Source organism: Arthrobacter sp. Soil_C_49 (assembly GCF_057656635.1).
The window spans coordinates 15,532-29,062 of the sequence record NZ_JBDGJZ010000019.1 but is presented as its reverse complement, the minus strand read 5'-3'; the positions used below and the strand labels follow the sequence as shown (position 1 = coordinate 29,062).

General features: G+C 66.9%; 13 protein-coding genes. 3 read left to right on the top strand and 10 right to left on the bottom strand.

The annotated features are described in order from the left end of the window. Nucleotides 1-31 precede the first annotated feature (31 nt). Entirely contained in the window at nt 32-1,345 is a 1,314-nt protein-coding gene (locus AC3A4Z_RS21275) for an HNH endonuclease (protein ID WP_498714235.1), read from the bottom strand. Nucleotides 1,346-1,558: 213 nt separating this feature from the next. Between AC3A4Z_RS21275 and AC3A4Z_RS21270 the strand changes: the two genes are divergently transcribed. Further along, nucleotides 1,559-2,089: a hypothetical protein gene (locus tag AC3A4Z_RS21270; RefSeq protein WP_498714134.1), complete on the top strand. Its 531-nt coding sequence runs from the start codon at nt 1,559-1,561 to the stop codon at nt 2,087-2,089. A 40-nt stretch (nt 2,090-2,129) separates the two neighbouring features. On the opposite strand, the gene AC3A4Z_RS21265 is transcribed toward AC3A4Z_RS21270, so the two are convergent. From AC3A4Z_RS21265 to AC3A4Z_RS21240, 6 genes are all read right to left on the bottom strand, one after another. After that, nucleotides 2,130-3,614 carry an amidohydrolase gene (locus tag AC3A4Z_RS21265; protein WP_498714132.1) on the bottom strand — a complete coding sequence of 495 codons (1,485 nt, stop codon included), beginning with the start codon at nt 3,612-3,614 and terminating at the stop codon, nt 2,130-2,132. Beyond that, the gene (locus AC3A4Z_RS21260) at nt 3,611-3,994 is read right to left on the bottom strand and encodes a S4 domain-containing protein (protein ID WP_493972980.1); all 384 of its coding nucleotides are present in this window, start codon (nt 3,992-3,994) and stop codon (nt 3,611-3,613) included. Before AC3A4Z_RS21260 ends, AC3A4Z_RS21265 begins: the two co-directional genes overlap by 4 nt. Nucleotides 3,995-4,052: 58 nt before the next feature. Continuing rightward, nucleotides 4,053-5,177: a sulfite oxidase gene (locus AC3A4Z_RS21255; RefSeq protein WP_498714129.1), complete on the bottom strand. Its 1,125-nt coding sequence runs from the start codon at nt 5,175-5,177 to the stop codon at nt 4,053-4,055. Nucleotides 5,178-5,287: 110 nt separating this feature from the next. Further along, on the bottom strand, nt 5,288-6,148 hold the full coding sequence (locus AC3A4Z_RS21250; RefSeq protein WP_498714127.1) for an SDR family oxidoreductase: 861 nt from the start codon (nt 6,146-6,148) through the stop codon (nt 5,288-5,290). Between the two features lie 8 nt (nt 6,149-6,156). Further along, on the bottom strand, nt 6,157-7,161 hold the full coding sequence (locus AC3A4Z_RS21245; RefSeq protein ID WP_498714125.1) for an aldo/keto reductase family protein: 1,005 nt from the start codon (nt 7,159-7,161) through the stop codon (nt 6,157-6,159). 27 nt (nt 7,162-7,188) lie between these two features. Continuing rightward, nucleotides 7,189-7,920: a hypothetical protein gene (locus AC3A4Z_RS21240; protein ID WP_498714123.1), complete on the bottom strand. Its 732-nt coding sequence runs from the start codon at nt 7,918-7,920 to the stop codon at nt 7,189-7,191. Nucleotides 7,921-8,144: 224 nt separating this feature from the next. Between AC3A4Z_RS21240 and AC3A4Z_RS21235 the strand changes: the two genes are divergently transcribed. After that, nucleotides 8,145-8,543, top strand: a complete 399-nt coding sequence (locus AC3A4Z_RS21235; RefSeq protein ID WP_498714121.1) for a YchJ family protein — start codon at nt 8,145-8,147, stop codon at nt 8,541-8,543. Here the strand turns inward: AC3A4Z_RS21235 and AC3A4Z_RS21230 are convergent, their stop codons facing one another. From AC3A4Z_RS21230 to AC3A4Z_RS21220, 3 genes are all read right to left on the bottom strand, one after another. After that, a complete protein-coding gene (locus tag AC3A4Z_RS21230) occupies nt 8,544-9,386 on the bottom strand; it encodes a TIGR04086 family membrane protein (RefSeq protein WP_498714119.1) in 843 nt (280 codons plus the stop codon). It lies immediately after the preceding gene. 63 nt (nt 9,387-9,449) lie between these two features. After that, nucleotides 9,450-11,489: an acyl-CoA dehydrogenase family protein gene (locus AC3A4Z_RS21225; RefSeq protein ID WP_498714117.1), complete on the bottom strand. Its 2,040-nt coding sequence runs from the start codon at nt 11,487-11,489 to the stop codon at nt 9,450-9,452. A gap of 59 nt (nt 11,490-11,548) precedes the next feature. Next, nucleotides 11,549-11,851 (bottom strand): hypothetical protein, encoded by a 303-nt coding sequence (locus AC3A4Z_RS21220; RefSeq protein ID WP_498714115.1) that lies wholly within the window; start codon nt 11,849-11,851, stop codon nt 11,549-11,551. A gap of 229 nt (nt 11,852-12,080) precedes the next feature. Here AC3A4Z_RS21220 and AC3A4Z_RS21215 point away from each other — a divergent pair, with 229 nt between their 5' ends. Next, nucleotides 12,081-13,529 carry a DUF3375 family protein gene (locus AC3A4Z_RS21215; protein ID WP_493972989.1) on the top strand — a complete coding sequence of 483 codons (1,449 nt, stop codon included), beginning with the start codon at nt 12,081-12,083 and terminating at the stop codon, nt 13,527-13,529. The last annotated feature ends 2 nt before the right edge of the window (nt 13,530-13,531 follow it).

Sequence of the window (13,531 nt, the reverse complement as noted above, 5' to 3'; positions counted from 1 at the left end):
TTCTGTCTCCCTTCTGCTGGATACCCTGCGCTCACGCCCAGGACCGCGTCTTATGGGCGCGTTTGAGGACCCTCATCCGCTGCCTCTTTTCCCTACGACGGCGGGAGAGCTGCTTGACAGGTACGGCCACAACTCCTGGCAGCGCTGTCCCCGGCAAGGGCGGCGAGGTCGACCTGTAGGTGTGGCCGGTGGGTGTCCTTGTTTCGACTGAATGCCTTTGACCTGGTCTGGTAACCGTCTTTGCGGCCCAGCCTGGTGTTTCTTTGGTGTGGTTGCAGGCTTCGCAGAGGCCTTGGCCGTTGGTGCCGGCGGTTGTGCCGTCGTTATGCCAGGGAATGATGTGGTCCAGGTGGCGGATGGGCGCGTCGCAGTAGGGGGTGCGGCAGGTGTCGTCCCGTACCTGGATGAACCGGCGGAGTCCCGGCGGGAAGAGCCGGGCTTTGGAGTCCATCGCGACGAGCTCCCCGCTGGTGGGGGCGGTGTAGAGCCGGCGGAGCCATACCTGAAGCTCGGAACCATCCGCGAAGTGCCCAGCTCCCGCGTCTGTCATCAGTTCGCCCTTGAGTGCTTTTCGGGCCCATTCGCCGGGGACGATGCCGTAGCCGGTGAGGCGGGCGGGTTCGCTGTGGCCTTGGAAGAGGGTGCGGTCGGTCATGACGAGTTGGAGGTCGATGCCGGTGTAGCCGCCCGGGGTGCCGGTGACGCATTCCACGAGTCGATCGGCCATGATGGCACCCTTGGGCCGCTCATCCCCGGAAGACTTCAAGGCATCTGCGTGCCTGGTCAGCTCCGCATAGGCGGCGACCCCCTGGGCCACCGGAAGGAGAGCGGTCAGCCGGGTCATGGTGTCCGGCGCCGGCCGGAGGGTCACGGTCCGTTCATTCACGGCATGGCTGGCCCGCCTGGCGACTGAGTGCGGGTCCCGCCGGTATGCAGCGGCCTGCACGGCGGCGATGGTGGCCCGGTCCCCGCAACCAGCCAGGGACCCGGTGTCCGCCGCGATCTCTTCATCCACAGCGGCCCGGTCCTCAACCGACAGGCATGCCGTTTCCCTCACCACCAGGGTGGCCCGCCACTCGTTCAGCTGGCCAGATTCCAGCGCCGCGAACGTGTGGGGCATCTCAGCCAGGGCTTTCCCCAACCCCAGCAGCCTGCTCCCACGGGACGGGGACTCCCGACGCGCCAATGCGATTTCCGCGCACACACCGGCACCGAGCTCATCCGCCGGCACACCCGCGGCGGCCTGTTCCCGCCGGACGCCAAGATCGTAGGCCACGGCGATGCGGGCCTGCTTCGCCGCGGCAGCGGACTTCACGTCCTCCAGCTCCCGCATCTGGTCAATCATTCTTTGCCGGTCAGCAGCGGGACGAACCAAAGACAACGTCCGCAGGACATCCCCAACCTCAGGCCCCGGGCGGCCTACCGCCCTCTGCTGCCCCGCCGTCGCCACTGCTTCCATAACCAAAGTCTTCCAGCAGGGTGTGAAAACACTGCGCTACCAATCTTGCTATGTGGATAAACCCGTCCGCTGTGGATAAGCAGCCAGGGACAAGGCACCATGCTGTTCAATGTAGGGATGCTGTTCACCAGGAAGGGCCTGAAAGACGACGGGTTCACGGGCTTCAGGCCGTTCAAGGACCTTGATCTCATGCGGGTTCCGCAGGGAACGGGCATCTTCGCCGTCCTGACGCCGGAGGGGTTCCAGCCGGATTTCCTGAAGAAGAGCACTGCCGGCGTGTTCAAGAAGAAGGACCCATCGGTGCCGGCGCCGGAGCTTGCTGTCGCATGGGTGGATGCCGCCGTCGTCCTCTATCTTGGCAAGGCAGGCCCGGGCAGCAAGGGCAACCGCGGGCTGAGGCGGCAAATCCAGGAGTTCCTGGACTTCGGACAGGGCAAACCGCCGGGCCATTGGGACGGCCGCCTGGTCTGGCAGCTCAAGAACGCCGGGCAGTTGCTGGTCGCCTGGAAGGAACTGCCCGCTGAACGCCTGAACAGGGCCGAGGCGGAGTATCACGCTGCCTTCGTGGCTGAGTTCGGAAAACTGCCGTTTGCCAACCTGGTACAGGCGCGGAGCCGAGCCGGAGGCTGACACCCGAACGAGAGGGGCCGACAGCAAAAGGTGCCCTGCCTCAGGAGCGGGCCAGGCCGCCGTCGTAAGTGAAACGGCCGGCAACCATCGTCCCGGCCACCGGCATTGCGGCAAACACGGCATCCGAAACAGAGAGTGGATCGCCGTCAAGCAGCACAAGATCGGCGGGATCTCCGACGTGAACACCGGCCCGTCCACGCGTGGAGGCCAGAATTGCCTGCTCCCGTGTGATGGCCTCCCGCGGATGCCACGGTTCCCGCCCATCATCACGTGCCCGCAGGACGGCAGCCGACATTGCCAGCCAGGGCTCAAGCGGCGCCACGGGGGCGTCCGAGCCCAGCAACAGCGAGGCGCCGGCGTCGAGCAGGGAGCGCAGTGGAAATGCTCGGTCGGTGCGCCCCCGCCAGTTGAAGTCGGCGGCGTCCCTGTCGTCAAGCGCGTGCAATGGCTGGACACTGGCCACCACCCCAAGCGGGCCGAACCGGGCGAAATCCTCCCCGCGCACAAACTGCGCATGCTCGATCCGACCGCCTACCCCGGCCTGCTCAAACGCATCGAGGGCAACCTGGTTGGCCGCGTCACCGATGGCGTGGACGGCGGGGACAAAACCGGCCTCCCCCGCCCGCATCAACAGCGCAGTCAACTCCTCAAAGGCCACGGTCAGCAGGCCATGGCCGCCAAAGGGATAGGGATCCACGCAAAAAGCCGTCCGGGTATTAAGGGCTCCGTCAATAAGGACCTTGAGCGGACCGACCCGCAGCAGTCCCCTGCCGCCGTCGACATCCATACCCGTCCGCATGCCGCCGGCAACCGCACGTTCAAGGTCGGCCGGATAGACGCCTGCATCAACACGGAGGGAATCAAAGCCGTCGGCGATGCGCCGAAGCCACGGATCGTGGTTCCACGTCATCTCGAAATCCACGACACCCACCACTCCACGTGCGGCGGCTGCCCGCGCGGCCGCGGCAACCCACTCGTCAACCACGGCGTCGGGAAGGCGGCCCAGGTCTCGCGTCAGCGCGAAGGCAGGTTCTTCGCGCAGCAGCCCGGACGCATCCATGTGCACCCCGTAGCGCGCTGCGGCAGCCGAGTTGAGCCACACGCTGTGGAGGTCGTGGCTGACCAAGGCCGTGGGCTGGTTCCCGGTGGCGGAATCCAGCAGTTCCAGCGACGGCGCATCCGGCCACAGTGCATCGCGGAAGCCGACGCCGACCATGGTCATGGCTGCCTCGGCGGTGGACAGGGATGAACGGACGACGGCGGCAGCGCCTTGGGCGCTGGCCGCACCGGAGAGGTCGATCCTGTTGGCATGCAGGGCCCACTGGGTCATGTGGACGTGCTCGTCCCACAACCCCGGGATGAGATAACGGCCGTCCGCGTCAATGACGTGCTCGCCACCGGCTGCTTTGCCGGCAGCACCAACCCAGCGCACGCTGCCCGACCGGATGTGGACGTCGTAGAGCCCCGCGTCTCCCGGAAACCGGACCGAGGCCAGGATCAGGCTGCCCGCAGCGCCGTCACTCATGCAGGCCCGCGCAGGCGCTCCATCTCGCGCCGGTCCTTCTTGGTAGGCCGGCCGGCGCCGCGGTCGCGCTGCGGCAGGCCCAGCGCAGGGGCGACGGGCCGAGGCGGCGTGTGGTCGGTGAAGCAGTGGGAGGCGGCCTCCGCGCCCACGCGTTTGTTGATCAGGCGGCGCACCTCAAGGATCCGTTCGTAGCCCGGCATCCGGACGGTGACGGAATCCCCGTTGACCAGCGTCGCAGAAGCTTTTGCCGGGCTGCCGTTCAGCCGGACATGTCCTGCCCGGCAGGCAGCCGTTGCCGCTGAGCGGGTCTTGTAGGCGCGGATCGCCCACAGCCAGGCATCGATGCGGACACTGGCGGGGGCAGAGGGAAGGCTGGTCATGGCTGGCACCGAGTATAGCCCCGCCGGCACAGCTAACGGGGCCGGCAACGCCAAACAGCTACTCCACTGTCACGCTGACCCGCTGCACCATATTGTTGCCGAGCCCCTGGTAGTTCCAGTTCTGCTCCAGGGGCTGGCTGGCTCCGCTGGCATCCGTGGCCCGGCATGCGAGCTCATGTTCGCCCGGATCGGCTACCCAGGGCAGCGTCCATTTCCGCCAGGCGAACCCGCCGGCGGGTTCCTCCAGCTGGGCCGGCAGCCATTTTCCGTCGATCCCTACTTCAACGGCAGTAACAGCCGCGTGCCCGGACCATGCCCTGCCCTGCAGCATCACAGGCCCAGGCGGCAACACCCGCTTGCGCGTGAAAAAGTCCGGGATACCCGGCGGAACCATCAGCGAACGCACCCTGATCCGCGAAACCGGTGTGCCGTCGTCGTCCCCTGATTGCTGGTAGCGGTAGGCGACCTGCTGCTGGTAGCCGGCAAACGGGGCGGTGACCACCTCGATGGATTCCAGCCACTTCACGCTCGCCATGCCGTACCAGCCCGGGACTACCAGCCGCAGCGGGTAGCCGTGCTGGGGCGGCAGTTCGCTGCCGTTCATCTTGTAGGCGAGTACGACGTCGGCACGCATCGCCTCGCGGATCGGCAGGCTCCGCGCGTACCGCTGGGTGACGCCGCCCTGGATCCCGGCGTCCGCACCGGTGAACACCACCTCCACCGCGTGCGGAAGGATTCCCGCCTTCCCGAGGAGGTAGGCGAGCGGAACGCCGGTCCAGTTCGCCGTGCCCACGCCTTCCATAATCCACGGCTGGCTTAGGGGCCGTGGCTTCAGGAGCGAGCGGCCGTTGCCCGCACACTCGAGGGTGACCGGCACCGTGATGGCGGGATCCTTGCGCAGCGCCGCCATGCTCAGCTCAAGGGCGCGTTGCACGGCACCGCCGACGCGCAGGTGCCATGACGGCGAGTCGATGTCCGGGATGTCGAAGTGGGTGAGCACATAGTGCAGGCCCGGTGGGGTGATATCGCGCCGGAGGGCTTCCAGGGGCATCGAATGGTTGCGGGCGCCCAGCTGGAGTTCCTCCGGTGTGAGGGGACCGGTGGTTGGGCCGGCGGCGGCCTGCGCCTGCTGTTCCGGGGCTGAGACGGGGCGGGTTGGCGGGTTTGGCTGGATCTGGGTCATGTCGCTGCGATTCTGCTGGGCTGCGGTTTCTCCGGCGTGGGGGCTCCCGCGGGGGAGCACCCGTTGCCTCAGGTTTACGCCCGCCCCGCGAGCCCGTCAACGCCCCGGAGCTACAGCTGCGGCTGCTTGACGAACTCGGCCAGGCGCAGCGGGTCCTGCCCTGTGAGCCCGTGGATGTCCGGGGAAACTCCTGCCATCTCCCCGGCGGCCATCGCGGTATACGTACTCACCCATGCGTCCACCTGCCAAGGCGGCGCAGCGTATGACGCCCGGGACGCGTAGGCTTCCTCCACTGTCTCGGGGTGGTAGGCGATGGTCCGTCCGGTTTCTTCGGTGAGGATCCTGGCAGCATTTGCCAGGGTGAGTTCCTCGGGGCCGGTGAGGTTGTAGGTCCTGCCCTTGTGGATGGCGGGGTCCCGGAGCACGGCCAGGGCGCAGCGTGCAATGTCCTCGCGTGCCACCGCGGCAAAGACGCCCTCGCCGGCAGGCCCGCGGATGACGCCGTCTTCGCCGGCCAGGAGCGGGAGGAAGTCCATATAGAAGTTGTTCCGCAGGAAGGTGTAGTCCATCCCGGAACCCTGGATGCGCTGCTCCGTGGCGTAATGGTCCCGGGCCAGCGTGAAGGTGGCGTCCGGGGCTGCGCCGTAGAACGAGGTGTACACAACGTGCTGCACGCCCGCCGCCGCGGCGGCGTCCACGAAAGCGTAGTGCTGCTGTACCCGGTCCTCGGTTTCCGCGGCGGACACCATAAACAGGACCTTCACACCTTCCAGGGCCTGCCGCGCGGCGGCGGCATCCCCGTAGCTGCACACCACGGGCGGGGCGTTCTCGATCTCCGGCGCGCGGGCGGCGTCGCGGACCAGCAGGCGCTGGGCAGAACCGGCCGCGGCAAGCTGCCGCGCCACCATTCCGCCCAGGCCGCCGGTGGAACCGGTGACAGCAAGGTCCGGCAGGTCCAAGGCGTCAGTCACCAGGAGTCCTAGGCCTCGCGCGCGGCAGGGGACTTGGTCTGCGCAGGGTCGCGCTCGGCCAGGGACCCGATGGCGTCGTCGATCTTTTTCAGGACTTCCGGTTCCAGGGTCACCCCTGCGGCTTCCACGCTGTCGGCGATCTGCCCAGGCCGGGACGCGCCGATGATGGCAGAGGCCACGTTGGGGTTCTGCAGCACCCAGGCGACGGCGAGCTGCGGCATGGAAAGCCCGGCTTCCTCCGCGATGGGCTTCAGCTCCTGCACGCCGGCCAGGACGTCGTCGCGCATCCAGCGCTGGATCATCTTGGCGCCGCCCTTCTCGTCGGTGGCGCGGCTGCCCTCGGGAGCCGGCTGCCCGGGCAGGTACTTGCCGCTCAGAACGCCCTGGGCCATGGGTGACCAGACGATCTGCGAGACACCCAGCTCTTCGGACGCCGGCACCACCTCGGCTTCGATAACCCGCCATAGCATGGAGTACTGCGGCTGGTTGGAGATGAGCTGGAAGCCGAGTTCCTTGGACAGCGCGTGGCCTTCCCGAAGCTGCTCCGCCGTCCACTCGCTGACGCCGATGTACAACGCTTTGCCCTGCCGGACGATGTCGGCGAACGCCTGCATGGTCTCTTCGAGCGGCGTTTCGAAGTCGTAGCGGTGGGCCTGGTAGAGGTCCACGTAGTCCGTCTGCAGCCTCCGCAGGGAGCCATTGATGGAATCCATGATGTGCTTGCGGGACAGGCCCAGATCGTTTTTGCCCTTGGGGCCGGTGGGGCCGTAGACCTTCGTAAAGATCTCCAGGGACTCCCGGCGCTCGCCCTTCAGCGCTTCGCCGAGGACGGTTTCCGCAGCAGTATTCGCGTAGACGTCAGCGGTGTCGAACGTGCTGATGCCGGCGTCGAGGGCGGCGCGCACACACTGGCTGGCGACGTCGTTCTCCACCTGGGAACCGTGCGTGAGCCAGTTGCCGAAGGTGATTTCCGAGACTTTGAAGCCGCTGTTTCCGAGGTATCTGAATTCCATGGGTTTCACGCTAACCCAGATGGTTGCTCAGGGTAAGGGCTGTTTGCCGTTGCCGGCCCTGTCCTTGAGTACCTGCGCCGGACCTGACAGGGACACAAGGGATCCCGTGTCCAGCGGTGACAGCGGCTGCGGAACCTGCGGCTTCTTGAACGACCGCGGGACGTGTGCGTGGCGGTGGTCCTCCAGTTTGGACTCGACGAGCGGAGCGACCTCCACCACCTTCTCGGCGGGAACATGCGGATCCGGCAGGTCCCGCACGGAGAGCTTGATTTCCGGTGCAGCGGCACGTGCCCGTGCGATGGCCCGCGCGTCCGCCTCAGCGACGGCGGAGGCCCAGTCCTCGGCTAGGACGGGAGGCTCGCGGCGTGCGGCCGCCAGGGTTGGATGGCGTACGACGGCGGTGCGGAGCGCCTGACGCAGGCGGGCCGGCTTCAGCGTGGCGCGCCAGTCGCGGGGCTCGCGGCCGGGTTGTGGGGTTTCACCTGCTGAAGGCCCGCCATCGGCCGGGCGGCCCTCCGATTCCGGGGCGCCGTCGTCGGGCGTTGCTGTTGCAGGCACACCGAAGCGGACGAGCGGAAGGTTTTCGCTGCGGGAGCGCCTGCCGAACAAGGCCATGAGGGTGATGGCGGCAAGCCGGCCGATGCCCGCCAGGACGAGGGTAATGACGCCCAGCAGGAAGAGCACCAGGAACATCAGGAAGGCCATTCCCACGGTGCCCAAAAAGGTCAGGTTGAGGATGAGCGTATCCGAATTTTCCACGTCATCTCTCCTCTCTGCCAGCGTCGAAGCCCGCGCCGGCACCCCACCGCCGGCTCAATGGCTCCTTCTCCACCATACGGATTTTTGCCGCGCCGTGCCGCCGGACGCGGGCTGCCGGCCGGGGTTGTTTCAAAGCTGTTATCCGATATGACATGGGCCCGGGGCCTATAGTCGGACGGACCCGGCGTGCGCCGCGGGTCCGGGAGAAGGAGGCAGGAGCGCTTATGGTTGAGGACGCGGAAAGCAGGAACTGCATGTGCCTGTCCGGCGAGCAGTACCGGATGTGCTGTGGCAGGTTCCACTCGGGATCGGCGGAGGCAGCAACGGCAGAGCAGCTGATGCGGTCCCGCTACAGCGCCTTCGTACTTCTTGATAGCACTTATCTGCTCCGGACCTGGCACCCGTCGGAAGCCCCGAAGCACCTGGACCTGGACCCGGAGATGGAGTGGCGGCGCCTGGACATTGTGTCCACCGACCGCGGAGGTCCACTCGATGTCCAGGGCACGGTGGAATTCAAGGCCTACTTCCGGCAGGGCGGTGACCGCGGGGTCCTGCACGAGGTGAGCCGGTTCGTGCGGGAGCATGGCCGCTGGTTTTACCTGGACGGAAAGATCCTGGCCTGACTACACGTCGTCGTAGTCCTCATCCGGCGTGAAGCCGGCCTTGTCCACTTTGCGGTGGAACCGCATGCCGGCAAGCCCGCCGAGCACGGCGCCCAGCAGGGCCACCAGCGCCACCACTACGGCGGCGATAATGCTCATGGTGTTGAGCTGGCCTTCGTTGATGGGGATCCGCGGGAAGCTGTTGAGGTTGGCCAGCACGTTGAACTGCTGCCCGGCCACGAGCCCCAGGATGGATACGAGGACCGCAACGATCAGCGCCCAGATCCACACCATCAGGCCCTGCTTGACTCCGTTGAAGCGCGCCATGCGGCCTGCCACGTACCCGCCGCAGTAGTAGGAGAGAAACAGGATGACCAGCAGCACAATGATGCCCACCAGGCCAACAGTGCCGCTGTTGGAAGCTGCCTGGTTGACCGCCTCGTTGACGTCCGTGTTGGTGGCCAGTCCCACCGCTGTTCCAGCGGCGGCCACGAGGGCTGTCAGGAGGACGGCCATGCCGGTGGCGGTCAGCCAGCCAAAGAACGCCGAGCCCACCTTGATACCGCCAAACTGCTCCTTTTCGCGGGCCACCGCCGTCTGCCGGTCCGTCAGGTTTGGATTGGCGGCAGGCGCCGCCGCCGCGGGCACGTAGTCCCGCTCTGCATAAGCGGCCGTGGCCCGTTCGTCCCGGGACGCCGGTACCTGTTCATAGGTGGAAGTGCTTCCCGCGTCAGTGGCCGGCACCTGATCGAAGGTGCGCGTTGAATCGTCTCCGGCCGAGGCCGCACGGTAGCTTCCGCTTCGGTCAGCATCCTCGCGGGCTCGCCGCGGAGGCAGGTTCTCGGGATCTCTTGGGCTGCTCATGGCTCCACTCAACCATCGGCCCGCAGAGATAGCAAGGATGCTTACTATTTCGTGACCTGTGGATCAGCGGTACTTGCGGTGCAGGTTTTCGCGGCGGGACGGGCCGGGGGAGGCGTCGGCGATCCACGGGCCGGTGCCTTCGGACTGGTCCAGCACCCCGGCCTCCAGCCAGGTGTAATCTCCGGCGAGCACCTTGCGGGTGAGCCGGTGGTCGCCGTCGTCCGTGTTCCGCCACAGCTGGTCAAAATACTCCTCCACGCGCACCCGTGCCTGCTCGCAGTACGCCTCGGCAAGCTCGTAGGCGCTCGCGGCCTTTTCAGGGGCGGTGTGGAGCAGCATTTCTGCCCGCGAGCAGCAGGCGGTCATGGCGAACAGTTCCGCGCCGATGTCCACCACACGTCCAAGGAATGCCTGCTTGCGTTCCAGTTTTGCCTGCCAGCGGCCCATGCCGTAGAACGTCTGCCGGGCCAGCTTGCGGGACGAGCGCTCCACGAAGCGCAGGTGCCTGGCCAGCCGCCCGAACTCGCCGTACGAACGCGGGTCCATGCCCGCCCCGGCCACCAGCTTGGGCAGCCAGCGGGCATAGAAGCCGGAGGCGCCGACGGCGGCCTTTGCTTTGTCGCCCAGGCTCGCGTTCAGGGATGCAAGGTCTCCCGCGGCGGCCAGGTGCGCATCCACCGCTTCCCGGGCAATGAGGAGCCGCATAATCTCCGAGGAACCCTCAAAAATCCTGTTGATGCGCAGGTCCCTCAGCTGCTGCTCGGCGGGTACTGCGCGTTCTCCCCGGGCGCCCAGCGATTCGGCGGTCTCGAAGCCCCGTCCGCCGCGGATCTGTACCAGTTCGTCGGCGATCCGGCAGCTGATCTCGGTGGACCAAAGCTTGGCGAGGGCGGCCTCGATCCTGACGTCCTTCTGGCCGGCGTCGGCAAGCTCGGCGGAGAGCTCGAACACGGCGTCCAGGGCGAAGGCCGAAGCGGCAATGAAGGCGATCTTCTTGCCCACGGCCTCGTGCTCGCCTACCGGCCGGCCCCATTGCGTCCGGGCGTTGGACCACTCCCGCGCGATCTTCAGGCTCCAGCGGCCGGACGCCACGCAGAGCGCCGGAATGGAAAGCCTGCCCGTGTTCAGGGTGGTGAGGGCGATTTTGAGGCCCTGGCCTTCCCGGCCCAGCCGGTTCGCTGCGGGGACGCGCACCTGGTGGAACCGCGTAACGCCGTTTTCGATGCCGCGCAGGCCCATAAAGGCGTTCCGGTTTTCCACGGTGATGCCCGGTGAGTCCATGTCCACCACAAACGCGCTGATGCCGCCCTTGTGCATGGTTCCGTCCGCGTCAGTGCGGGCCGGCACCACGGCCATCACCACCACCAACTCGGCAATGACGCCGTTGGTGGTCCAGAGCTTGACGCCGTCGAGAAGGTACGCCTCGCCGTCGTCCGTTGGCGTTGCTGTGCTGCCCATCCGGGCGGGATCGCTGCCCACGTCCGGTTCGGTGAGGAGGAAGGCGGTGACGGCGCCGGCCGCGCAGCGCGGCAGGAATTCCCGCTTCTGCTCCGCAGTACCGAAGACTTTGACGGGTTCGGGCACCCCGATGGACTGGTGTGCGGAAAGCAGGGCGCCGAGGCTTGGGTGGACGCAGCCCAGCAGGGCGAGCGCCCGGCCGTAATACACCAGCGACAAGCCGAGGCCGCCGTATTCCGCTGGAATCTTCATCCCGAAGACGCCGAGGTCCGCCAGGCCCTTGAGGTATTCGTCGGGGATGCGCGCGTCCCGTTCGATGATCCGGCCATCCATGGTGCGCGCGTAGTCCATCAGGCGGGCCATAAAGGCCTCGCCGCGTTCCACGTCCGCCGGGTCCGGGGTGGGCCAGGGGTGGACCAGGCTGAGGTCGAAACTGCCAAGGTAAAGACCTTTGGCGAAGCTGGGGCGGTCCCATCCGGATTCCCGTGCGGCTTCCGCAACGGCGCGTGCCTCATCCGCCGTGACGCCTGCGCCGATCTTGCCTGCCGGTACCGGGGTGTCTTCAGCAGGGGCGTCCGTTGGTGTACCGCCGAAACCTGCGGGTGCAGGGCTGGTTTGTGAGGGGCTGTCAGTGGCGGAGCTCATGGGTTATCTCCTTGGCCGGATGCTTCGTAGCCATGGGCTCCGCCGGGTTGGAGAACCCTTTAGCTGTCTCTCAATATTACCCGCGGGTAGGTTCCTGTGCCAGGGGACGCCTGCCCCTGGAAGTCCCCGCCGGCGTCGATGGCGGCAGCGTGGTGCACCAGCCGGTCCCAGCCGGCATTGATGCCATGAACCACGGCCAGCAGCGTCCTGGAAACCACCGTCCAGCTGAGCTTCCCGGCGCCCAGCAGGACCAGCGCCACCAGCCCCGCCGCCAGGACGAAAGCGGCCAGGACAAGACCAAATACGAGCGTTCCAATGAATACCAAGGTTGCGGTTTCCACCGAGCTTAAATCGAACTGCATGAATCCCCCTGCTGCGACGTTGCTTGGCCTGAAGTCAGTAGCACGAGCGTAGGGGGAGACAGCCTGCCCGGCCAGAGCCGCGGCGGGATCCGGAGGCTCTTGATATGGGATCGAAATACTACGGCGAAGTAGGTCACGGCGCGGTTTCGAGCGCCTGGGTTAACCTTGTAGTCGGCACTTTTCCGTCCGTGCCCATGCCCCAGCCCTTTAAACAGTCCAAGGAGAGTGTGTGCCCCGCTCCGCCAGGTCATCCGCTGACGCCATCAGCGCCCGGCTCCGGGACCTCGAACTCCTGACCAAAGGACCTGCCTGGGCCCTGACGCGCTCCGCACCCTGGGTGATCGCGGTGCTGCAGGCGTCCTTTACCCGCACCCGGCCGCAGCTGCCGCTCGAGGAGTTCCATGCCGACGTCGACTCCTTCCTTGAGGAGCTCCGCCGGCAGGAGCCCGGGCTGGGAGGCGGGGCAAACGGAAAAGCCTTCGGCGATGAGTGGACGCGGCGGCAGTTCCTCACGCGGCGGAACCAGTCCGGCCAGATCGTTTACGAGGTCACCGAGCCGGCGGCCCGCGTGCTGGCGTTCCTGGACAGCCTGTCCAGTGAGCGGTCCACGCTTAACGGTTCCCGGCTGGGGACGCTGCTCGGTGACGTGGAGAAGCTCGCCAACGAGACCAACCCGGACCAGAGCGCACGCCTCGAGGCCCTGGAAGAGGAGATCGAGGAGCGCCAGCAGCTGATCCAGGACATCAGCACGGGCGAATTCGACGGACTGCTCGACGACGACGAAGCCGTGGAGGCTGCCGGGAACATCCTGGACCTCGCCGCCAGCCTGCCTGCTGACTACAAAAAGATGCGTGACCGGATCGAGGAACTGGTGGGCGAGCTGCGCAACCAGATCATCGAGGAGTCCCTGACCAAGGGCGCCACCATGGCCCAGGTCCTGGAAGCGGACAAGCGGCTCCGCCAAAGTCCCGAGGGCCGGACCTTCCGTTCCTTCACCGCGTTCCTGGAGGACCCGCAGCAGCAGCTGCGGTTCCGCTCGGCCATTGGGGAGGTGCTCAGCCGGCAGTTCGCGGACGACCTTTCGCCGGAGGACAGGGAAACCCTGAAGAACCTGGTGGCCGAACTCCGGCAGCAGCACAGCCAGATCCAGCGGATCTACGGCAAGCTCAGCGAAAGCCTCAACACGTACATTCAAAGCGACGACTTCCGCCAGTCAGTCCGGCTCCGGCAGGTGTTGCGGGAAGCCGAGCAGGCCATCCGGTCACTTCCGTACGAGCGGGAACGCCCGGCCCTGGTGCGCGGGCCCGTCCTCTTTAACGCGGGATTCGAGTCGCTGTCCATGGTGAAGCTCTTTGATCCGGACGAGTTTGCGGCTCCGCCCAAACTGGCCGACCCCATCGCCTTCAGCGATTCCGACCGCGTGCGCTCGCCGAGGACCGGCAAGGCCAAGCCCGAGGTGGTGCGGTCCGCCATGGCCGGCGCATCCACCCTTTCGGAGGCGTGGCAGCAGTTGCCGCCTGAGGAGCAGCACATCAATACCATCCGGGCGCTCCTCTCGCACGCCCTGCACGACGGCGCCGCCTTCAACACCCAAGCGGTGGACGCCCTGGACTTCGAACAGATTGACGGCACCACGCGCAGGGCCTACCTGCCGCTGGTCACCCTCCCGAAGGATTGACG